Source organism: Gilliamella sp. Occ3-1, from assembly GCF_001690655.1.
Taxonomy (GTDB): Bacteria; Pseudomonadota; Gammaproteobacteria; order Enterobacterales; family Orbaceae; genus Gilliamella; species Gilliamella apicola_P.
Genome location: NZ_LZHQ01000004.1, coordinates 45,878 through 67,510, shown reverse-complemented (window position 1 = coordinate 67,510; position 21,633 = coordinate 45,878). Strand labels below are relative to the sequence as shown.

Annotated in this window: 21 protein-coding genes; 4 read left to right on the top strand and 17 right to left on the bottom strand. The window is 34.3% G+C overall.

Annotated elements, in window-relative coordinates:
* Nucleotides 1-79: 79 nt before the first annotated feature.
* Both metC and tilS read left to right on the top strand, forming a co-directional pair.
* On the top strand, nt 80-1,261 hold the full coding sequence (gene metC / locus A9G43_RS01040) for a cystathionine beta-lyase (RefSeq protein WP_065605918.1): 1,182 nt from the start codon (nt 80-82) through the stop codon (nt 1,259-1,261).
* 62 nt (nt 1,262-1,323) lie between these two features.
* Nucleotides 1,324-2,634, top strand: coding sequence for a tRNA lysidine(34) synthetase TilS (tilS, locus tag A9G43_RS01035; protein WP_065605916.1), 1,311 nt, complete (start codon nt 1,324-1,326; stop codon nt 2,632-2,634).
* 67 nt (nt 2,635-2,701) lie between these two features.
* Here the strand turns inward: tilS and A9G43_RS01030 are convergent, their stop codons facing one another.
* The 4 genes from A9G43_RS01030 to A9G43_RS01015 all read right to left on the bottom strand — a co-directional run bounded on the left by A9G43_RS01030 (nt 2,702) and on the right by A9G43_RS01015 (nt 9,134).
* Nucleotides 2,702-4,882, bottom strand: a complete 2,181-nt coding sequence (locus tag A9G43_RS01030; RefSeq protein WP_065605914.1) for a heavy metal translocating P-type ATPase — start codon at nt 4,880-4,882, stop codon at nt 2,702-2,704.
* 132 nt (nt 4,883-5,014) lie between these two features.
* Nucleotides 5,015-5,818: an inositol-1-monophosphatase gene (gene suhB / locus A9G43_RS01025; RefSeq protein ID WP_034909524.1), complete on the bottom strand. Its 804-nt coding sequence runs from the start codon at nt 5,816-5,818 to the stop codon at nt 5,015-5,017.
* A 285-nt stretch (nt 5,819-6,103) separates the two neighbouring features.
* Nucleotides 6,104-7,681: an alpha-glucoside-specific PTS transporter subunit IIBC gene (locus tag A9G43_RS01020; RefSeq protein WP_065605911.1), complete on the bottom strand. Its 1,578-nt coding sequence runs from the start codon at nt 7,679-7,681 to the stop codon at nt 6,104-6,106.
* Between the two features lie 124 nt (nt 7,682-7,805).
* Nucleotides 7,806-9,134, bottom strand: coding sequence for a 6-phospho-alpha-glucosidase (locus A9G43_RS01015; RefSeq protein WP_065605909.1), 1,329 nt, complete (start codon nt 9,132-9,134; stop codon nt 7,806-7,808).
* A 255-nt stretch (nt 9,135-9,389) separates the two neighbouring features.
* On the opposite strand from A9G43_RS01015, the gene A9G43_RS01010 reads away from it, so the two are divergent.
* Both A9G43_RS01010 and A9G43_RS01005 read left to right on the top strand, forming a co-directional pair.
* Complete coding sequence (locus A9G43_RS01010; protein ID WP_065605907.1) at nt 9,390-10,106, top strand: GntR family transcriptional regulator; 717 nt, start codon at nt 9,390-9,392, stop codon at nt 10,104-10,106.
* 249 nt (nt 10,107-10,355) lie between these two features.
* Nucleotides 10,356-10,691, top strand: coding sequence for a zinc ribbon domain-containing protein YjdM (locus A9G43_RS01005; RefSeq protein WP_065605905.1), 336 nt, complete (start codon nt 10,356-10,358; stop codon nt 10,689-10,691).
* 242 nt (nt 10,692-10,933) lie between these two features.
* On the opposite strand, the gene fliR is transcribed toward A9G43_RS01005, so the two are convergent.
* The 13 genes from fliR to fliF all read right to left on the bottom strand — a co-directional run bounded on the left by fliR (nt 10,934) and on the right by fliF (nt 21,623).
* Nucleotides 10,934-11,728: a flagellar biosynthetic protein FliR gene (gene fliR / locus A9G43_RS01000; protein ID WP_065605903.1), complete on the bottom strand. Its 795-nt coding sequence runs from the start codon at nt 11,726-11,728 to the stop codon at nt 10,934-10,936.
* 5 nt (nt 11,729-11,733) lie between these two features.
* Complete coding sequence (gene fliQ, locus A9G43_RS00995; RefSeq protein ID WP_034909516.1) at nt 11,734-12,003, bottom strand: flagellar biosynthesis protein FliQ; 270 nt, start codon at nt 12,001-12,003, stop codon at nt 11,734-11,736.
* Nucleotides 12,004-12,011: 8 nt separating this feature from the next.
* Nucleotides 12,012-12,749 carry a flagellar type III secretion system pore protein FliP gene (gene fliP, locus A9G43_RS00990; RefSeq protein ID WP_065605901.1) on the bottom strand — a complete coding sequence of 246 codons (738 nt, stop codon included), beginning with the start codon at nt 12,747-12,749 and terminating at the stop codon, nt 12,012-12,014.
* Nucleotides 12,750-12,755: 6 nt separating this feature from the next.
* Nucleotides 12,756-13,193 carry a flagellar biosynthetic protein FliO gene (gene fliO / locus A9G43_RS00985; RefSeq protein ID WP_065605899.1) on the bottom strand — a complete coding sequence of 146 codons (438 nt, stop codon included), beginning with the start codon at nt 13,191-13,193 and terminating at the stop codon, nt 12,756-12,758.
* Nucleotides 13,193-13,588 carry a flagellar motor switch protein FliN gene (fliN, locus tag A9G43_RS00980; protein ID WP_218058573.1) on the bottom strand — a complete coding sequence of 132 codons (396 nt, stop codon included), beginning with the start codon at nt 13,586-13,588 and terminating at the stop codon, nt 13,193-13,195. Before fliN ends, fliO begins: the two co-directional genes overlap by 1 nt.
* Nucleotides 13,566-14,615: a flagellar motor switch protein FliM gene (fliM, locus tag A9G43_RS00975; protein ID WP_065605895.1), complete on the bottom strand. Its 1,050-nt coding sequence runs from the start codon at nt 14,613-14,615 to the stop codon at nt 13,566-13,568. Before fliM ends, fliN begins: the two co-directional genes overlap by 23 nt.
* Before the next feature lie 5 nt (nt 14,616-14,620).
* Nucleotides 14,621-15,088, bottom strand: coding sequence for a flagellar basal body-associated FliL family protein (locus A9G43_RS00970; protein ID WP_065605893.1), 468 nt, complete (start codon nt 15,086-15,088; stop codon nt 14,621-14,623).
* A gap of 179 nt (nt 15,089-15,267) precedes the next feature.
* Nucleotides 15,268-16,296 carry a flagellar hook-length control protein FliK gene (locus A9G43_RS00965; RefSeq protein WP_065605891.1) on the bottom strand — a complete coding sequence of 343 codons (1,029 nt, stop codon included), beginning with the start codon at nt 16,294-16,296 and terminating at the stop codon, nt 15,268-15,270.
* Nucleotides 16,286-16,747 (bottom strand): flagellar export protein FliJ, encoded by a 462-nt coding sequence (fliJ, locus tag A9G43_RS00960; RefSeq protein WP_051634102.1) that lies wholly within the window; start codon nt 16,745-16,747, stop codon nt 16,286-16,288. The genes A9G43_RS00965 and fliJ overlap by 11 nt, the downstream gene beginning before the upstream one ends.
* Nucleotides 16,748-16,759: 12 nt before the next feature.
* Nucleotides 16,760-18,139 carry a flagellar protein export ATPase FliI gene (fliI, locus tag A9G43_RS00955; protein ID WP_065605889.1) on the bottom strand — a complete coding sequence of 460 codons (1,380 nt, stop codon included), beginning with the start codon at nt 18,137-18,139 and terminating at the stop codon, nt 16,760-16,762.
* Entirely contained in the window at nt 18,135-18,905 is a 771-nt protein-coding gene (locus A9G43_RS00950; RefSeq protein WP_176701675.1) for a flagellar assembly protein FliH, read from the bottom strand. The genes fliI and A9G43_RS00950 overlap by 5 nt, the downstream gene beginning before the upstream one ends.
* Nucleotides 18,898-19,896, bottom strand: coding sequence for a flagellar motor switch protein FliG (gene fliG / locus A9G43_RS00945; protein ID WP_065605885.1), 999 nt, complete (start codon nt 19,894-19,896; stop codon nt 18,898-18,900). Before fliG ends, A9G43_RS00950 begins: the two co-directional genes overlap by 8 nt.
* Nucleotides 19,893-21,623, bottom strand: coding sequence for a flagellar basal-body MS-ring/collar protein FliF (fliF, locus tag A9G43_RS00940; protein WP_065605883.1), 1,731 nt, complete (start codon nt 21,621-21,623; stop codon nt 19,893-19,895). Before fliF ends, fliG begins: the two co-directional genes overlap by 4 nt.
* Nucleotides 21,624-21,633 lie beyond the last annotated feature (10 nt).

The following is a 21,633-nucleotide window of genomic DNA, read 5'->3' as shown; positions in this document are numbered from 1 at the left end:
TTAACAGCATGCTATGCTAACTGTTATCAAAATTAATAAAAATATCAACCTTAATAAATAGTAGCAAGGGTGTATCATTATGTCATTACCAACAAAATTAGTTCATGCAGGACGTAAAAAGCGTTATACACAAGGCGCTGTTAATTCGGTTATTCAACGTGCATCATCATTGGTTTTTGATTCAATTGAAACAAAAAAAGAAGCAACCAAAAACCGTGCTAATGGTGCATTATTTTATGGACGCCGTGGTACATTAACTCATTTTGCGCTACAAGATGCGATGGTTGAAATCGAAGGTGGAGCTGGTTGCTATCTATACCCTTGTGGCGCAGCTGCCGTCGCTAATGCTATTTTAGCTTTTGTTCAAGCTGGCGATCATATATTAGTGTCTGAAGCCGCTTACGAACCTACTCAAGAATTTTGTCAGCAAATTTTAAAAAATTTTGGTGTTGAAACAGATTACTTTACGCCATTAGTGGGGCACAATATTACAAATCAAATTAAACCCAATACCAAAGTCGTATTTTTAGAATCACCAAGTTCCATTACGATGGAAATTCATGATATTCCTTCAATGGTTAAAGCAATTCGCAGCACCAATCCAGAAATTATTATTATGATCGATAATACATGGAGCGCCGGCGTATTATTTAAAGCATTAGATCATGATATTGATATCTCAATACAAGCAGGTACTAAATACCTAATCGGTCATTCTGATGCCATGATAGGCACCGCTGTTGCTAACCAGCGTTGTTGGGAAAAATTACGCGAACGTTCTTACTTAATGGGACAAATGTGCGATGCTGATACCGCTTATATAGCCGCACGAGGATTGCGAACATTAGCAATACGATTAAAGCAACACCACGAAAATGGCATAAAAGTAGCAAAATGGTTAGCTCATCATCCTAAAGTTGCTACCGTCAATCACCCAGCATTAGAAAGTTGTAAGGGGCATGAATTTTTTAAACGTGATTTTTCAGGTGCAAGTGGATTATTTTCTTTTGTACTCAAAGATCGATTAACTGACGAGCAATTATCTGATTTTATTGACAACTTAACTTATTTCTCAATGGCTTATTCATGGGGTGGTTTTGAATCATTAATTTTAGCTAATCAACCCGAAGAACTAGCAAAAATTAGGCCTGTATCTGGTATTGATTTTAAAGGAACTTTAATTCGTCTTCATATAGGGCTTGAAGATCCCGATGATTTAATTGCCGATCTTGCTACTGGTTTAGACAGAATCAAGCTATAAAAAATAAATCTATATAAAGCCAATGCATTACGAATGTTTAGTTTAGCATAATTAAGTAGAAGATGAATAATCATAGCCAAATCACGTGTGACGAAATAATAAAACAAACAGTTTTTCATAATATAAAACACCACAAAGCGCTACTGGTTGCATATAGTGGTGGTGTTGACTCAACGGTATTAATGCATGTGCTTGTTAAGCTTAAAAAACAATTGTTACCAAATTTAGAACTAAGAGCGATCTATATTCATCATGGTTTGAGTAGCAATGCTGACAACTGGGCAACGCATTGCAGGCAACAATGCCAAACATGGCAAGTTCCAATAATTATTGAAAAAGTCAGACTTGATCCCATAGCGGGTAATATTGAAGAGCAAGCTAGAAATGCACGTTACCAAGCTATATATCGCCATATAAAAGATGATGAAACGTTATGTACAGCTCAACATCTTGATGATCAATGTGAAACTTTCTTCTTGGCATTGAAACGTGGTAGTGGACCTGCGGGATTGTCCGCAATGCCAAGGGAAAATCAACAACATCTTCGACCTTTATTAACAATATCACGATCACAAATTGAAACCTATGCGAATAAACATCAACTCAATTGGATAGAAGATGAAAGCAACCAAGATGATCACTACGACCGTAATTTTTTACGCTTAAAAGTCTTACCAATTCTTAATCAACGCTGGCCACATTTTTCGCAAATGGTTGCACGCAGTGCGGAATTATGTCAACAACAAGAAACGTTAATTAATGAGTTATTATTGGTAGAGTTTAAGCAAGTTATCACCGAACAAAATCAACTGGCTATTGCACCATTAATGGACTATTCCGAGTATAAACGAAATGCAATTTTACGCATGTGGTTTAAACACAATCATATTAATATGCCAACACGCCAACAAATAACATTAATTTGGCAAACCGTTGCATTAGCAAAAGAAGATGCCAATCCGAAATTTATCTTTAATAACCAACAAGTTCGCCGTTATCAAAATCAACTTTATTTGTTAGCATTATATCAAGATATTGAACAGCAAATCCTAAACTGGGATTTAGCGTTGCCATTAACACTTCCAGATAATGTTGGCGAATTACAAGTTAATTATCAAACTGATTTATGTTGCCGCTTACCACAAGCAGATGAAAAAATCACCGTTAGATTCCATGCTCAAGGAAAATTTCAAATTGTTAATCGCCATGGTTCACGATCAATAAAAAAACTATGGCAAGAGCATAATATTCCACCATGGATGCGAACTCGAATCCCTCTAATTTACTACAACGAACAACTGATTTGCGCAGTTGGCGCATTTGTTACCGAACAAGGAAAAGGAACACAAATCAGTTTTAAACTCACCACTTAGCGTTAATCTCCTCAAAATAAGGTGGCTGATACACCACCTTAATTAGGGTATTTTCAATTATTATATGTTACGATTTTGCCTTCCAACGTTTAAGCAAAAGTGCATTGGTTACAACGCTAACACTGCTTAACGCCATAGCGGCACTGGCTATCATTGGATTTAAAAATCCCAATGCCGCTAGCGGAATACCGATTAAATTATAGAAAAATGCCCAAAATAGATTTTGTTTAATTTTATTATAGGTTCGGCGCGAAATATCGATCGCATCAACAATCAAAAACAGATTACCACGCATTAGAGTAATACTTGCTGCATGCATAGCCACATCGGTGCCTGTGCCCATAGCAATACCAATATCGGCAGCCGCCAAGGCTGGAGCATCATTAATACCATCTCCTACCATTGCCACTGTTTTATTGCCAGTTATATCTTCACTTTTTTGTAGTTGATAAATATAGTTTGCTTTATCTTGCGGTAATACTTCAGCAATAACCTTATCTAAGCTTAACTGCTGCCCCACATAATTAGCCGCTTTCTGATTATCGCCAGTTAACATAACGGTTTTTACATTTAACTGATGCAATGCTTGAATAGCTTTTTCGGCCTCCTCCTTTATTACATCGGCAAAACCCAAGAGTGCTAATATCACCACATTACCTTCTGATTGCTGTTTCGCTAAAAATGAAATGGTATAACCTTTACTCGATAACTGATTAATTTTATCGTCCATACCAACAAAATAGGCATTTAATGATTTCATCCAACGCAAACTACCTAAATAATATTCGGTGTTATCAACGGTCGCCATCACTCCTGAACCAGCTACCGAAGTAATATTTTGAGCATAATGATACTCTTTAGCTTTACTTAAAATAGCTTTAGCAAGTGGATGCTCACTACCTGCTTGTAATGACGCTGCGAGCGATAAAATTTGATCGGGCGTCTCGCTATCCATAACATCCATTTCAACTAATTCTGGTTTACCAATGGTTAATGTGCCTGTTTTATCAAATGCAACCATATTAATATTATGCAGTGTTTCTAATGCCTCGGCATCTTTAATTAAAATACCATGACTAGCTGCCACTCCTGTACCAACCATAATTGCTGTTGGTGTTGCCAAGCCTAATGCACAAGGGCAAGCAATCACTAACACAGCCACCGCATGGAGTAATGCTTGTTGCCAGTCATGCGATATCACCCCCCAAGCCAATAACGTAACAAGTGCAATCAATAAAATCACTGGCACAAAAATAGCGCTGATGCGATCAACAATTCGTTGGATTGGTGCTTTCTTAGCCTGAGCAGATTCAACCATTTCAATAATTTTGGATAAAGTAGAATCCGCTTGAATCGCTGTGGTTTTAACGATAAGTAACCCTTCGCCATTAATTGTACCACCAGTAACAACATCATTAACGGTTTTATTTATAGGAAAGCTCTCACCAGTTAGCATTGATTCATCACTACTAGATGCACCTTCAATCACAACGCCATCAACTGGAATACGCTCTCCAGGCTTAATAATAACAATATCATCCACTTTAACTTGGTTAATGGGTAAACTTATTTCTTGATTATCACGCCTTACTAAAGCAACATCAGGGCGTAGCGCAGACAGGGCTTCAATTGCTTGTGTGGTTTGATGTTTAGCTCTTGATTCTAACCACTTACCAAGCAAAATTAAGGTAATAATAATAACTGAAGATTCAAAATAAAGGTGCTCATCATTGCCTATGATAAGCTGATAAACTGATAACCCATATGCCGCACTAGTACCAATGGCCACTAATAAATCCATATTACCCGACAACGCTTTAGCCGCATTAAAACCGCTTCGATAAAATTTAGCACCAAGTCCAAATTGCACAATAGATGCAATAACCAGTTGTAACCAAGCTGGCATCATCAAATGAAACCCAAAAGGCTCTAATAACATAGGTAACACAAAAGGAATGGCTAAAATAACAGAAATCACAATCGGCCAAATAGATGCTTGTTTGTTAACTTTCTTTGCACCTGATTGTTGATCTGAAATTTTAATAGCACGATAGCCCGCTTTATCAACCGCAGACATTAATGCTTCAAGCTTAACATGAGTATCTGCATTAATAGTTGCTTTCTCAGTTGCCAGATTAACACTGACATCAATTACACCATCAACTTTTTTAATTGCTTTTTCTACACGACTAACACAAGAGGCACAACTCATTCCTTCAATATTAAGATGATATTGTATTGTCTTCATAAAATGCAGCCTTAATTTTTATACGATTATTGATTAGTATATACTCAAAATTGATAACAATGCAGAAAAATACTAGACAGATCGCAAGAATTTAACTTGCGATCAAAATAAGAGGAAATAAAAAAGGTAACGTTAGTTACGTAATTTTTCGGGCCACTCGTTTTGAGTAGAAACTAATAAATCCTTAACAATTCTAGGATTACCCGCAACAACATTGCCCGAAACCATATAATTATTGCCACCTGCAAAATCGGTAATAACGCCACCTGCTTCACGCAAAATCAACTCACCACCAGCAATATCCCATGGTTTTAAGCCAATTTCAAAAAAGCCATCTAAACGACCTGCGGCAACATAAGCAAGATCTAAAGCGGCAGAACCAGTGCGACGAAAATCGCCACATCTAACAAATAATTTTTGTAACACGCCAAAATAACTATCGCTATATTGTTTAGCTTTAAACGGAAAAGCCATTGCCAGCACGCTACCGTCTAAATCTTTCGCATTACTCACTCGAATACGATAACCATTAAGTTGAGCGCCTTTACCACGAGCCGCTGTAAACAGCTCATTACTCATTGGATTATAAACAACGGCAATTTCGGTTTTACCTTTAACCCGAGCTGCGATAGACACTGCAAAATGAGGGATATTTTTAATAAAATTGGTAGTACCATCAATTGGGTCAATTATCCACTGAGTATCGGCATCATTACCTTTAGCTAAGCCGCTTTCTTCGGCAATGATAGTATGGTCAGGATAAGCTTTTTTAATTGTTTCAATAATCAAAGCTTCAGCCGCACGATCGGCATTAGTGGCAAAATCATTAGCGCCTTTGGTTTCAATTTCGATTGAACTAGGATTTTCATAAGCCTTGATGGCTACATTACCTGCTTTACGAGCAGCACGAATAGCAATATTCAGCATCGGATGCATAGTTTTATTCCAATTGATGTGTTAAAGAACGGGTTGGTTTAGTAAAATGAACTTAGTCATACTAAAAATTATGGTATAGTATATAAGTTTTGTAACTTTATTGCCAGACTATATGGGATCGATAGGGTAAATACCTAAAATTACCCTAAAATATAGATTCCCTATTTTTAAGCATGTTCTTAATGATTTGTTTGTTTAATCGGAACTCATAAACAATCTATATTTTAGAACCGATTAAACAAGTTAATTAATAGTTTACTAATTGTTCATTAATATCGACATTATTTACTTCAATAGTATGCTCATTTCCTCTCTAACTTGAGGTACAGTTAAGCCAACAATAATTTGTAATGATTGTCCCTTGTATACAACATTTATTGCCCCATAACTTTGAAAATAAGTCACTTTCTGAACTAATTCAGGATTACTTACTTCAATACGTAATCGAGTTGCACAGTTAGTCAATTGTATAATATTTTCTTTACCACCTAATCCTTCAATAAAGGCAATTGCTTGTTGAATTATCAAATCGTTAGTTTCAAATTCAGTATCATATTGATTTGACGATTTACTCTTTTTACTATTTTGATAATCTGATTTAGTAAATAGTTTAATATTAGTATCTGAACGGCCAGGAGTGATAAGATTGAATTTAAGAATTAAGAATTTAAACACAAAAAAGTAAATTGCTGTAAAAGTTAAACCAATAGTAACTTGAATAACATACGTCATCCAATGATTTGCTCCCAGAGGTAACCAGTTTTGGAAGATAAAATCTATAATACCTGAGTAAAAATTTCCTGATACACCAAGCATATACATAATTGCAGCCATTGATGCTGCTAAAAAAGCGTGAACAACAAATAAAATAGGTGCAATAAAAAGGAATGTAAATTCAATGGGCTCTGTTATCCCAGTCAACACAGCTGTAACTGTTGCTCCAATTAATAGTCCCAATACCATTTTTTTATTTTCTGGTTTTGCTGTTGCATAAATAGCCATTGAAATACCTGAGCAACCAAATACCTTCCCCATACCAATTAACATAAAACCACCCTGAGGAAATAATTTAGTTAATGATTTTGTGCTGTTAGCAAATTCAGAAATATGAGAAATCCAATAGTTAACTGTACCTCCATCGGTGACAATTGGACCAAAATAGATTGGACCATAAACAAAATGATGTAATCCTGTAGGAATTAAAATGCGCTCTAAAAAAGTAAATAGCCATACACCAAATGCACCAGAATTTAAAATAAAAATTTGCAGGCTTTGGATACCATTTTGAATAGGAGGCCAAACCAATACCGTCAATACAGCTAGTACCAACATTAAAGGAAAACAGATAATAACGATTAATGGTGTCCCTGTAAATACATTTGCCCATTCAGGTAAACGTAAATCAAAATAACGGTTATGAATCCAAACAGTAAAGGCTGCTGTCATAATTGAACCAGCAATTGAAGTATCTAATGTTAATACACCACCAATTTCAATTAATCCTGTTTTCCCTACTTGATAGTTTATACCTAACTGTTCACTCCGAATATCAAGTATTCCTCCTATAAAATAATTAAATGTTAAATAAGAGATAAAAGCGGCTAATACAGCTCGTCCTGATGCCTTTTTTGCTAATGCAATTGGCAAACCTAGAGCAAACAACATTGGCATATTTTGAAACAAAACCAAAGATGCTTTTTGAAATATACTGACAATTTTAACATAAGTAGATCCTTCTACAGCAAAAGGGAATAAATGTGGATTAAGTAAAACGACGGTCAATCCCAATAAAATGCCTGCAGAAGGAAAGAGTAATACAGGAACAAACATTGCTGCTCCAAAGCGTTGAATTGTATTTCTCATAACATTAACCTTTTATTAATATAATGATTTTGTTATTCTTAAAATATTTCCGTGCATGTTTATGAATAACACTAAACGTTTGCATTTACTCAAACGTTAGCATTATTCGTGTTAAACAAAATAATTATTTAAAAAACTGAGGTAAATAGTCTTTATTTTCGTTTAAGATTTCTTCAACAATTACTTTTGCTTTTGGAACGTTAACAACAGTTCTATTTAACGTTAACGCATTGATTAATTTTTGTTTAGAACCTTCATACCAAGCATCAACGACTAATTTTTCATAACCTAATTGGATTTCTATCATCCCTTTTTGGAATGTCGGAATATTACCAATAGCAAACGCTTTAGGACCATCAGAAGTTAGCATACAAGGCACTTCAACCATTGCATCATCTTGTATGTTACTAATAATGCCTTTGTTTGGAACAATTACAAGATAGATATCGCCTTTGTTATAAGCTAGTGACGCAGCAACACGAATCATATAACGACCATGAATATCATCATGAAGCTCTTCACCAACAATAGAATTTTTATTAATAATACGTTTACACATTTCAAATACTTGTTTTTCACGCCCATTGATAACTTGACGGGCTCGCGTATTATTAATATCTTCTTTATTCACCATTTTTTCTGGATATAGATAGTATTGTAAATAAGTATTTGGCAAAAATTCAGGGTTATCTCTTAACATCGTTTCCATGTTTTTAAACGTTGCTTGCCAAGAAGGATCATTAGCAATAATTGAATCAACTGCTTTAATACCATCTTTTAAAATAATTTCTTTAATACGTTGGGTTAAATCTTCGCCTTGTTTATTCTTAATTTTAGTAAACCAACCATAATGATTTAAACCGAAGTATTCCGGTACAAAATCCCAAATTTCACAACCAAGTAATTTTGCGTAGCTCACCATGATTGCCGCAGGCATATCACAAATATTTAAGATTCGATTATCGTTAGGAAATTCTCGATTTAAGGCATCTGCGACAATCGCTGCAGGATTAGTATAGTTTAAGATCCAAGCATCCTTTTTATATAAACGAATTTCGCGAACAAGGTCTATCATATCTCCTATGGAACGTAATCCGTAAGCCATCCCCCCTGCACCACATGTTTCTTGACCTACACATTGGTGAGATAAGGGGATTTGTTCATCACGCTCACGCATTTTTAAACCACCGGTACGGATTTGCATAAAAAAGAAATCAGAGTTTTCAAAAGCAATTTTTCTATCTGTTGTATAAATAAATTCTTCAATTTCTGGATAGAGTTCTTTAAACATAATTTTAGTTGCTTTTGCATTTAGCTCCTGACGATCTTCATCAATATCATAAAAAACAACTCGTTTTAACGGAAAATTTTGTTTTTCTGTAACAAGACTTCTCATAATACCTAATGTATAAGTACTACCTGCACCAACAATGGTTAAATTGATCTTTTTCATAATATGTTTCCTAAATTACATTTATTGAATAAAATCTTTCCATAGATATATTATCAATAAGTATTAATATTAAATAATACTTATTTGATACAAATGTGAAAAGGATCACAAAAAATGTTTATTCATAGTAGATCAACACATATTAGATAATTTGATTGAGTACAATAAAAATTAAATAATGATAAATTTACCATCTAATGCTATTTTGATTATTCAATGTTAATATAATACAAATTCAATATGTAGGATATTACCGTGAGTAAACCACTTTATCGACAAATAGCTGAAACTTTTGAAGAAAAAATTCGTTCTGGCGAATTAGATGTTGAAGATGTATTACCTACAGAACAATCTTTACAAGAAATATATAATGTTAGTCGTGTTACTGTTCGTAAAGCTCTTGAGCTACTTGAAAAACAAGGATTATTAGTACGTATAAAAGGAAGTGGTACCTATGTTAAATACAATTCGACCAAGCACGATGCCTTTCAATTAAAAGGATTTGAAGAAAACATTACCTCACAAGGGCGAATTGCTAGTACGAAAGTAATACATTTTCAGTTAGAACAGGCACAACCCGTTATTGCAAAGCATCTAAAAATTGAAGTTGGAACATTAATATATTCAATAATACGTATTAGAACAATAGACGATGAGCCTGAAATTTTAGAGCAAAGTTATATGCCTCTTTCACTATTTCCTGATCTCAGTGTTAAAGTAATGCAAACATCAAAGTATCACTATATTGAAAAACAAAAAGGTTATCAAATATCGCTAAGTAGGCAAGACTTAAAGCCTGTTTTAGCAACTAGCATTGTTGCTAAACATTTAAATATCGAAACAAATTACCCTATATTATGCCTACGTTCAACTAGTGAATTAGTTAATGGAGAAGTATTTGAATATAGTATTCAATATTTAAGGGGATTCCAATATAGGTTTGAATATATTGCACGCAGAGGGTTAGAATAAATACCAATAATCCGCAATCTAGAAATAAATATCATCGATCTATATGGTATAGATTAGTAATCAAACTTAATATAATAACTTCTAATTATTCATCCATGCGAAATAAATATCGATGTAGACTAATTAGCCTACCATGTAAAATGATTTATTTAGATCCTAATCATGATCTAAGAAACATCCTCTATGACTTAACAACATTTTTTTGCTATAGTAAGCACCATTTTATTTAATCTATAAGAGTTATAAGCTATGAAATCTATACCTAATTGCCCTGTTTGCCAATCTGAACACACTTATCATGATGGCAGCTTTTGTGTTTGCCCTGAATGCGCCCACGAATGGGATCCAAACGAGGCTGTGTCTTCTGATGTTGGATTACAGGTAAAAGATAGCAATGGTAATTTACTTGCTGATGGCGACGATATTATTTTGATTAAGGATCTAAAATTGAAAGGATCTTCAACAGTGCTGAAAAAAGGTGCTAAAGCCAAAGGCATTCGTTTAGTCGAAGGTGATCACGAAATCGATTGTAAAATTGACGGTATGAAAATAATGCTTAAAGCCTGCTTTGTAAAAAAAGCTTAGTTAACTATTTTATTAATGCTGATTTTATCAGCATTAATCTGTTTAGTTTTAGTTTTAATTAATATAATCTATCACACAATAAAAATGCTTAGTTAGATCATTGTTTTTATTTAAGTATTTATTGTTTTTTTGGAAGATTTATTTCTAAATCAATATGATAGAATAGCAATTTCACTCAATAGCCACAAAAAGAAAGTCAAGTTGAATAGGTAAATTAAATATGACTGTGTGATCAATTTATATCACTGAGTTAAATACCATAAGATACTAGAAATTCGCTCAAACATTTGTTCAAAAATAAATTCAGTAAATGCGGGTAGTGTTGTAATTAAATAAGTTAGCATGATTAACCCTAAGAATAGGGTCGCTGGATAACCAACCACAAATATAGATAGCTGTGGCGTCATTCTATTAAGTAGTCCTAATGATATATTGATGATTAATAGCAATGTCATTAAAGGAAGCGCTAACATGATCGCGTTGATAAATAATAGTTTGCTGACTTCAATTAATGCTAAGTATCCATTCGCTTGTAATGGCATTACTGCAACCGGAATAATATCAAAACTATTTGATATGCCGTATAACAACCATAAATGGCCATCAAGACTGAGAAATATTAATAAAGCAATGATGTTAATTAAGCGTGATAATACTGATGTAGATGGACCGCCAATAGGATCAAAAAAGGTCGCCATTCCTAGCCCCATTTGCATCCCAATTAATTCTCCTGAAAATCGCACTGTCATAAATGACAACTGCATGGTAAAACCAATAAGTATTCCAATCATTATTTGTTGTGCAATAATCCATATTCCTATAAATGAGTATATTTTTATATTGTCATCAATATGTGGATGTGGCAGTACAATCGTCGTGAGTAGCGCTAGGCCAATTTTAACTCGATTAGGCGTTTCCTTTTCGCCAAAAATGGGCGCTACCATGATCAACGCTAAGATACGAACAAAAGGGAAAAAATAGTCCCTAATCCAAGAAAAGAAATCGATATTAAATAAATTGTTGATATCAAATTCCATTACATTTAACGGGTTAAGTTAGGAATATCAGTAATAACGGTTTGGATATAGTCGATCATGGTTGATAGCATTGATGGACCCAATATTATTAAAACCACAATGACCACTATGATCTTGGGAATAAATGATAATGTCATTTCGTTAATTTGCGTCGCAGCTTGTAATAAGCTAATAATTAACCCTGTTACTAATGCGGCTAATAATAACGGTCCAGCTAATGATGCCGCAACTTTTATCGCTTGTATGGCTAACGTGCTGATATATTCAGATGACATAGTGCGACTCAACTAAAAAAGCTTTGTGCTAATGATCCAAGTAATAAATGCCAACCATCAGCCAAGACAAATAACATTAATTTGAATGGTAATGATACTGTCGCTGGTGGCACCATCATCATTCCTAATGCCATAAGCGTGCTTGCTACCACTAGATCAATTACTAAGAATGGAATAAAAATTGTAAAACCAATTTGAAACGCTGTTTTTAATTCACTCACCACAAAAGCAGGAACTAATACTTTTAAAGGAACGTCTTCCCGTGTTTGAATGTCGTTTTGATGAGACATGTTAACAAATAACGCTAGGTCATTTTCTCGCGTTTGGGTAAGCATAAATTCTTGTAATGGTTTAGTTGCTTTTGTTAATCCTTCTTGCATGGTAATTTGATTTTGTGAATATGGCACATACGCTTCTTGATAAATTTTATCAATGACTGGCGACATAATAAAAAAAGTCATAAAAAGCGAAATTCCCAAAATAACTTGATTCGGCGGTGCTGATTGCGTACCTAGGGCATTACGTAACAGACCTAACACAATGATAATTCTTGTAAAACTGGTCATCAATAATAATATTGCTGGTATAAAAGTGAGCAATGTTAAAAAGACTAATGTTTCAACTGGTAACGACCAATTTTGCCCACCTGTTAGGGGCTGATTTATGTTAGTTAAAGCTGAAGTTTCAGCATGGCTAGATAAGCTAAATAGCAATAAACTTAGCAAAATAGTTAAATTTAATCGCACTTGTTGTTACTCCTTTTTCACTTTTAAAGCGGATTGTAATATCTGTTGAAATGCGTTAATTTTCGTAAGACTTTTATCTGCTCCATTTTGCGAAAGTAACACTTTGGTTCTTTCTTCATTGATGGTATGTAACAATGTCATTTGTTGAGGAGTAACACCTACCACTAATAATTGGTTATCAACGTGAATAACCATAATACGTTCTTTAGGATTAATGTTATATGTGGCTTTGACATCAATCCATTGTTCGGTCGTTTTTTTCCAACCCATTCGTTTTGCGAGCCATCCTAGCAATAAAATAAAACCGATGATCACAATAAGCGTTAATCCCATTGACGATCCAATTTCAGTATAAATATTTAAATCAGAAGACGATGGCGATAAGGTATTAGTATTGGTTACACCAACCGTAGGTTGAACCAAATTAGGTTGCTTTATTGTCATTAACGGCTTAATCTTCTTACACGCTCTGATGGAGTAATAATATCGGTGATACGCACACCATAGTTATCGCCAACTACCACAATTTCGCCTTGAGCTATTAAATAACCGTTAATTAATATATCTAGTGGTTCTCCTGCAAGCCCATCTAATGCAATTACCGAACCTTGGGTTAGATTTAATAGATCTTTAATAGCTATTTTGGTTCGACCAAGTTCTACGCTTAAATCAACAGGTATATCTAATATAAGATTAATATCTTGCTTTTTATCTTTTGTTTGTTGCGGAGATAATGTTTCAAAAATAGCCTCTTTAGTGATGAGTTCACCATTCATTACTTTTTCTTCTTGGTCTTCGTCGTTATTTGGTATAATGTCAGTCATTGAACACTCCCTCATTCAGTTGTTCTATCACAGGATTAATGACCTGTTCTACTTGAATTGCATACTGTTTATTTACTTTACCGTAATGGCCTTTTAATACCGGTACACCGCCAACTGTTACATCTATATTTGTTGGTTTTTCAATTGTTAAAATATCATCAACTTTTAACGCTAACAGTTTTTCAACGGTTGTATGAATATGGGTAAAATTGGCAACTAATTCGACAGATGATTGTTTAATTCCAGTGGTTAATGAACTCATCCAGATATTATCGTCTTGATAAGTCTGTTCTTCGATAGGTGGCTTTATTAGCAACTCTTTGATTGGTTCAACCATAGAATAAGGGATACAAATGCAAAATGTTGCTTTGCTATGACCCACTTCGACTTTGAAGTTTGTTGTTAGCACGACATCATCAGGTGAACTGGTAATGTTGGTAAATTTGCTTTGCATTTCAGAGCGAATATATTCGGTTTCAATTGGGTATACATCAGCCCATGCATTTTGATAAATAACTAATGCTAATTCTAATACTCGTTTTATGATTTGCTGTTCGGTGTGGGTAAATTCTCGTCCTTGTGTTTTTATTTTAGTTGTATGCCCGTCTCCCCCAAATAATGAATCAACGATAATAAAGACTAATTCAGGTGAAAATGAAAATAAGCTTGAACCTCTTAATGGGTTAAGATGAACTAAATTTAAATGGTTTTCCGATGAAATATCAGAAAATTCCTCAAATGTTTGTGGTTCAATATGCGATGCAACTACATCGGCATTGCGACGCAATCGATTAAATAGCCCAATTCTAAACTGACGAGCAAAACGTTCATTAATGATTTCTAATGCGGTTAATCGTTCAGGAATAAAGCGATGTTTTACCGATAAATCATAAGGTTTAACATCAACCTTTTTACCAGAAGGTAACGAAAAAGAAGAAGCATCAATACTGCTATCGTCACCATCGTTAACAAAACTATCAGATAGTTGTACAGCATCACTATTTTCATTTAAATCCGTTATGGGCTCTATCTTATTGGGCATAGTAATCACCGTATAATAAAATCAGTAAATAGAACTTCATCAACTTTTACCCAATGTTTTGCATCATATTGTCTTGATAAGGTATTTTTTATCTGTTCTTGTAAATCGACTTTTCCCGATTCTTGCTTTAGTTTGTTGACATACTGTTTTGAAGTTAAAAGTAGCACGTCACTTCTTACTTCAGGTAAATAATCTAATAACACCGTTCTTTGATCTTCATCAGCGATACGCAAAACTATTCCAATATAAATGATTTTATTAATTTCAATATTATCTTCTGAGACAGGTAATGAAATAGTAAACGGTTTTAATGTTAAAAATACCGGTGACGTAACTTCGGGTTCTTCTTGCGCTCTAGTTGTGCTTTGTGAATGATTTTGAAACCACAAATAAGCCGCAACACTTATCGCTAACAACGTAATAAGAATAAGGATTAGATTTAAAACACTTACTTTTTTTTTCGTGGTAGGCATATTTATTCTTGTCTCTATAAATTTAAAAAGATTTATAACCCATTAATTAGGTATAGTTACAAGAATAATAAATCATATTTTTTAAATTGATTTGAAGAATAGGCAACAAAACATTACCTATTTAAACGTTTCAATTGATTTAAAACATAAAATTGCTCAAAAAATAATAATTTTATTAGTTAAGCAAATATACTAAGTCTAGATTTAATTGATCGACTTTCAACTAGGGATTGCTCAATACTATCGTCTATTATATCAAGTGATACTACTTTCTGGGTTTGATTGCTTTTTGTTTGTTGCGGTGTATCAGATTGTTTTGAATCATTCATCATTGAAAAATCACCGATATTTGTTTGCTCTAGTGTAATACCTTGATCTTCTAATGATGTTTTTAAAAAAGGTAAGGCCGATTCTAACATACCTTTAACAACGCTATGTGCAGCGATCATATGAAGATTCATTTTATCATCATTCATTGCAAACTTAATGTACATTGAGCCTAACTCTTGTGGATGTAATTTTATTTCGGCAGTTTGAATTCCTTGACGATTAAACATAATAATTTGTTCAGTTAATGAAGTTTGCCACTGCATAATATTTTGTGTAGGTAAATTTATTGTCGCTGATCTTGCGCTAATACTATTTGGTGATAATAGCTGGTTTTGTCCATTGGTATTGGTTAACAAAAATAACTCTTGATTGGTTTGTATTTTCCCGTCATTATCGTGATTATTTGTTATAAATTGAGTTCGATCTACCGCTAATTTTTGCATAAAGTCACTATCATTTTGCATTTCATTTCTATCGTTCAATATAGAAGTAAGTAAATGTTTTCCCTGCTCATTGATTAACGTTTTTGGCGGTAAATTATCGAATAAATTAACATTTAATATTTCAGCATTTTGATGTTTTTTTATTATATCACCATCTTGTACTGTACTTAAAAAAGTCTGTTTTTCTTGCTCAAGAATTTGTATATTAAAAGGATAAATGGCGGTAATTAACATTTCAACATCATTATCTTCCTGCACATCATCGATAACATTTAACTTGGCATTAATTGTTTTTTTATTTTGTTCGACTTGATTTTCACTTAACCTTAATAATTGTTGAAAGCAATCATTATTTTTATTCGTTGAATCCTTTTCAACTAGCTCTGATTGATGAGAGGTAGTAAGGTTCACATCATTAATAAGATTAACATTCATTTAATACTCTCCTTGCTAATTGTAACTGTGCAAATTCATCTGTCAGTTTTTGCTGTAACCGATTTTGTCGTTGCAAATATTGGTTATACTGCTTATTTAATAGTGTGGTATATGTGTTTAAGCTTTTTTGTGATTGATTAAGCTGATTTGTAATTTGCTTTTGTTTAATATCTAACGATAACAATAGTTTTTTTTGTTGCTCAATACCTTGCTCAATTGAAGCAATAAACGATTTAAAATTGTTTAACTCGCTACCTTTAATACCTTCAAATAAAGCATTATTTAATTTTTGTTGATATTCAACATAATAATTATTTAGAACATTTAGCTGAGATTGTGCATTTTGATGATTTTCATTTGCTTTTTTTAGTTTTATCAAGTTATCGTCTACCGACTTTTGCGCCAATTTTTTTAATGTTGAAAATGCAAGTTGTGAAGGATTTTTATTCATTATGATATTTCCCTAACGAGCTAATGGTGGCTCAACAATGGCCGCTAATTGTTGATAGGCATCTTGATAACAGCAATGTTCATTAATACCTTGTTGTAAAAATTTTTGCATGGCAGGATATAGCGTTATTGCTCTGTCTAATAATGGATCTGTGCCAGATACATAAGCACCAACATTAATCAAATCACGGTTTCGTTGAAAACTTGAAAATAATTGTTTAAATAATCTAGATTTTTTTTCATCTTCAGGGGCAGTAAGATCTGTCATTACGCGACTGATTGAAGCCTCAATATCAATAGCTGGATAATGCCCTGATTCAGCAAGAGAGCGAGATAAAACGATGTGTCCATCTAAAATTGCTCTGGCCGAATCTGCAATCGGATCTTGTTGATCATCACCTTCGGTTAATACCGTATAAAATGCAGTAATTGAGCCTTTCCCTTCTTCATCATTACCAGCTCTTTCAACTAATGCGGGTAGCTTTGCAAAGACTGATGGTGGGTAACCTTTAGTTGCTGGGGGTTCACCTATTGCTAAAGCAATCTCTCGTTGTGCCATAGCATAACGAGTTAAAGAGTCCATAATCAATAAAACGTTAAAGCCTTTATCACGAAAGTTTTCAGCAATTTTTGTTGCATATGCCGCTCCTTGTAAGCGTAATAATGGCGAAACATCCGCTGGTGCTGCTACAACAACGGCTCGTGCCAATCCTTCTTCGCCTAAAATATTTTCGATAAAGTCTTTAACTTCTCGACCTCGTTCACCAATCAAACCGACAACAATAATGTCCGCTTGCGTATAACGAGCCATCATGCCTAGTAAGACACTTTTACCAACGCCTGATCCAGCAAATAAACCCATTCGTTGCCCTTTGCCAACGGTTAGCAAGGCATTTATAGCTCTAACACCAACATCAAGAACCTGATGAACAGGAGTACGTTGTAGTGGATTGAGGGATTTATTGGCTAATCCAGCATACTCAATATGCTCAGGAAATGGTTTGTCATCCAAGGGGGTTCCCATAGCATCAACCACTCGACCTAATAATCCCATTCCCATAGGTAATACTTTATGGTTAAAATGTGTTAGATCATATTGCTTAGTATAGACTCGTGCCCCTAATAAAATACCGTCAGTTGATTCAAATGGCATTAAGTAAAGTGTTTTATCACTAAATCCAACTACCTCACACTCAACGGGCTCAATTCGACCGTCGGTTTGTCGTTCAACCAAGCAGTTAGATCCCAAAGGTAACTTTAGTCCAATAGCTTCTAGCACAAGTCCCGATGCTTTGATCAATCTTCCATATTTGCGGATTAGTGATAGAGATTCAAGTTGTTGTGTAGCTTGGTCAATTTTATTTAGCCATTGTGCAGAATATCTCACGTTAATGATTGTCCTCTTTTAGGCTATCAGAGATTATTTGCCAGTGTTGATCGATATTTGTATCAATTTCATTAGTTTCGGTAAATATCTTGCATCCACCCTGTTCTACGTTAGAATCGGCAATAAGTTGCCAATGATGTTGACTGATTTCATCATTCAGCATGGGCTCTAACCACAGTAAATCAGCCGGATTAAGATGCAATGCAATAGGTTCAGACAAGACTGAACACTGTTCAACTAATGTTTTTATGGTATAAATAAGCTGTTTTTGCTTAGCTTTGGGTATCGTGCCTACTGTTTTTTGCGCAGCAATCAATGCTAAATCAAACAATTTAGGAACAATTAATTCATCAATTTCGTTAATCGAATTTTGAAAATTGGTTATTAAATTAGCTATAGCTTGAACGGCATTTAATTTTTCTTCATTAAGTTGTTGTTCAATGAACTGGCGCCCCTCTTGCTCGCCAATTTGATATCCTTCATCATAACCAGTTTGCTTACCTGCATTGAAACCTTCTTGTTGACCTAAATTAAAACCGTCCTGATAAGCCTGTTTTTTTACCTCTTCTTTTAACTGCTCTAACTGTTGTGCCTGATTTAACTCTGGTTCAATTACAACATTATCTATCTCAGTAGTAGTTAGTTCTGTTTCAGGATCATCAGTTTCAACGTTTATAGCAACTTCATTTTTACTTAATTTCGGTAATTCGGATAAAGAGAAATCTTGAAAACTTAATGGTTCCCAATTTAATCTATCGGGCCGATTACACATATTCATCATCACCGCTACTTAGGATCACTTCACCACTTTCTGCTAATCGACGAGCAATAGCCAATATTTTTTTCTGTTCGGTTTCAACTTGAGATAAACGCACAGGAGGTCGATTTTCTAAATCTTCACGTAAGATAGATGCCGCTCGCTGTGACATGTTACTCAATAGTTTTTCTCGTAATTCAACTGATGCACCTTTCAACGCAATTATTAATATTTCATTATCGACCTCTTTAAGTAAGCGTTGAATACTTCTATCATCCACTTCAACAAGATTTTCAAACAAGAACATTTCATCAATAATTTTTTGGGTTAACTCTCCATCATAATCACGCAATGCATTAATAACTTGCTCTTCTTGCTGTGTTTTCATTAAGTTAATAATTTCTGCTGCAGTACGTATACCACCAAGATTATTAAGTTTGATATTTTGACCATGTAGTAAAGTCGATAATGAAGTTGAGAGTAATTGAAGCGCAGAAGGCTCTACTCCTCCAAAAGTTGCAATACGTAACATGACATCATTTCGTAATTCATCATCAAATAGATTTAGAATTTCTGCCGCTAAATCACGATTTAGATGAACTAAAATAGTTGCAATAATTTGTGGATGTTCTTTTTTGACCAAATCAACTGCTCTTGTAGCATCGACATAGTTAAGCATTTCAAGACCATCGGTTGCTTCTTCTTTTCCTGTATCTAATAATTCATCCAGTAAACGTTCGGCTTTTTCACTACCAAGAGATCGACCCAATATTGAACGTAAGTAACCATCTGGATCGGTATTTAAAACAGCGCATTCTTCAAGAGCAACTTGGCACTCATTAAGTATACCTTTCAACTGTTCTTGAGAAAATTGAGGTAATGACATCATCGCACTACTAATTTGTTGCACTTCTTTATGGTTAAGATGTTGCATAACTTGTGCCGCTAACCCTTCACCTAACACCATTAAAATCGCAGCTACTTTTTGAGATTCACTTAATATCATTGCTCAGTGTCCTCCTTATTTATCCAATTACGAATAATTAGTGCCATTACACGCGGTTCTTTTTCAACAATTTTCCGTATATGCTGTTGTTGTTGCGTATTATCTTCAAATATTTTTTGCTGTTGTTTACTGTGAGCTTTATAATCTAACTTATCGTCTACGGTAGATTGAGAAACTAATGATTCTCCATTATCAATAAGGAATTTACGTTGTAATTTTATCCATACCGAACGTAAAACCTTACGCCACGCAAACCATAAAATAATAATATAAATTAGATATTTAATTACTGTTTTAGCAGAATCATAAAATTCAGGAGTTTTCCAAAATGCCATATTATCGTTGTCATCAAGTGTTTGATCGGTAAATTTCAAATTTGCAACAGTCAAGCTATCACCACGTAAATCAGAAAACCCCATTGCCTGACGGGCTAATGCCTCAATATTTTTCAGTTCATCACTATCTAGTTTTACCCATTGTTCAGTTATGGAAGATGACTTGTCATTGTCATTATCACTGTCAACATCTTCAGATTTAACATTATCTGGCTCGGTTGTAACGAATCTATAATTCACCAAAACAGCAACTGATAAACGCTTAATACGACCTTCAGGTATTTGACTGTGTATAACCTTTCTATTTACTTCAAAATTAACGGTATTATTTGATTGCAAGCTGTAATTTCCTTGCTTATCGTGTTTTTCAGTCGGTTCTTTTTCATCTTGTTCATCGATTGGCGCGCTAGATGCAGGTACAGGTTGATTAGACAACGCTCCTGGCACACCACCTACACCATAGCTTTTAGCTGATTGACGATTTTCTACTTGTTGCTTACTGCGAATAGTTTGATTAGCAATATCACTATTAGGATCATAAGTTTCTGATGTTGATTCTTGTCGACTAAAATCAATATCAGCATTCACTTGTACCTTGACATTATTTTTACCCAAAATTGGGATGATGATTTTTTCTACTCGTTCACGAATATTATTTTCAATTCGCTCACCAAATTCAAGTTGAGCAACATTTGTGTTTCTATCACGATAACCTTCACCAGTTAACAGGTGACCACGCTGATCGATAATGGTTACTTTATCTGCTTGTAATTCTGGCACACTACTGGAAATTAAATGGATAATGGCATCGATTTGACCTTGTGATAACGATCGCCCAGGAAATAACGTTAACGCCACCGATGCAGAAGGAGATTTCCTTTCCCTGACAAATAAAGAAGGTTTAGGCATCGCTAAATGCACTCTAGCATCATCAATACTACTGATGATGGATATTGTTCGGGATAATTCGCCTTCTAAAGCTCGTTGATAATTTATTTGTTCATTGAATTGGCTCATACCAAAACTTTCTTTGTCGAGCAATTCAAAACCAACCGCCCCACCTTTTGGTAAACCCTGCTGAGCAATGCGTAATCGGGTATCGTAAACTTTATCTTGTGGAATTAAGATTGTGGAACCAGAAGACGAAAATTGATAAGGAATATTCATCTTATCAAGCTGGCTAATAATTTCACCACCATCTTTATCATTTAAATTACTGAATAAAACTGCATAAGACTCATCTTTAGCCCATAAATAAATAAAACTAATAATGGCTATTATAATTACAGCTGCAATTAACAATGCCATTTTGGTGTTTTGTTTTAGTTGATTTATAAAAGGCAACTTATTTAATATTGATTCACCTTTATTATTGACTGTTTGACTAGCCATTGGCACCCTG

Coding starts and splice junctions, on each gene's coding strand:
- A9G43_RS00950 (WP_176701675.1), bottom strand. CDS start 18,905: ATGTGTAATCGGCCCGATAGATTAAATTGGGAACCATTAAGTTTTCAA.
- fliJ (WP_051634102.1), bottom strand. CDS start 16,747: ATGAATAAAAATCCTTCACAACTTGCATTTTCAACATTAAAAAAATTG.
- A9G43_RS01015 (WP_065605909.1), bottom strand. CDS start 9,134: ATGAAAAAGATCAATTTAACCATTGTTGGTGCAGGTAGTACTTATACA.
- fliN (WP_218058573.1), bottom strand. CDS start 13,588: ATGAGGGAGTGTTCAATGACTGACATTATACCAAATAACGACGAAGAC.
- A9G43_RS01005 (WP_065605905.1), top strand. CDS start 10,356: ATGAAATCTATACCTAATTGCCCTGTTTGCCAATCTGAACACACTTAT.
- fliF (WP_065605883.1), bottom strand. CDS start 21,623: ATGGCTAGTCAAACAGTCAATAATAAAGGTGAATCAATATTAAATAAG.
- A9G43_RS00965 (WP_065605891.1), bottom strand. CDS start 16,296: ATGAATGTTAATCTTATTAATGATGTGAACCTTACTACCTCTCATCAA.
- suhB (WP_034909524.1), bottom strand. CDS start 5,818: ATGCATCCGATGCTGAATATTGCTATTCGTGCTGCTCGTAAAGCAGGT.
- fliR (WP_065605903.1), bottom strand. CDS start 11,728: ATGGAATTTGATATCAACAATTTATTTAATATCGATTTCTTTTCTTGG.
- fliO (WP_065605899.1), bottom strand. CDS start 13,193: ATGACAATAAAGCAACCTAATTTGGTTCAACCTACGGTTGGTGTAACC.
- A9G43_RS01030 (WP_065605914.1), bottom strand. CDS start 4,882: ATGAAGACAATACAATATCATCTTAATATTGAAGGAATGAGTTGTGCC.
- fliM (WP_065605895.1), bottom strand. CDS start 14,615: ATGCCCAATAAGATAGAGCCCATAACGGATTTAAATGAAAATAGTGAT.
- metC (WP_065605918.1), top strand. CDS start 80: ATGTCATTACCAACAAAATTAGTTCATGCAGGACGTAAAAAGCGTTAT.
- fliG (WP_065605885.1), bottom strand. CDS start 19,896: ATGATATTAAGTGAATCTCAAAAAGTAGCTGCGATTTTAATGGTGTTA.
- fliQ (WP_034909516.1), bottom strand. CDS start 12,003: ATGTCATCTGAATATATCAGCACGTTAGCCATACAAGCGATAAAAGTT.
- tilS (WP_065605916.1), top strand. CDS start 1,324: ATGAATAATCATAGCCAAATCACGTGTGACGAAATAATAAAACAAACA.
- A9G43_RS01020 (WP_065605911.1), bottom strand. CDS start 7,681: ATGAGAAATACAATTCAACGCTTTGGAGCAGCAATGTTTGTTCCTGTA.
- A9G43_RS00970 (WP_065605893.1), bottom strand. CDS start 15,088: ATGCCTACCACGAAAAAAAAAGTAAGTGTTTTAAATCTAATCCTTATT.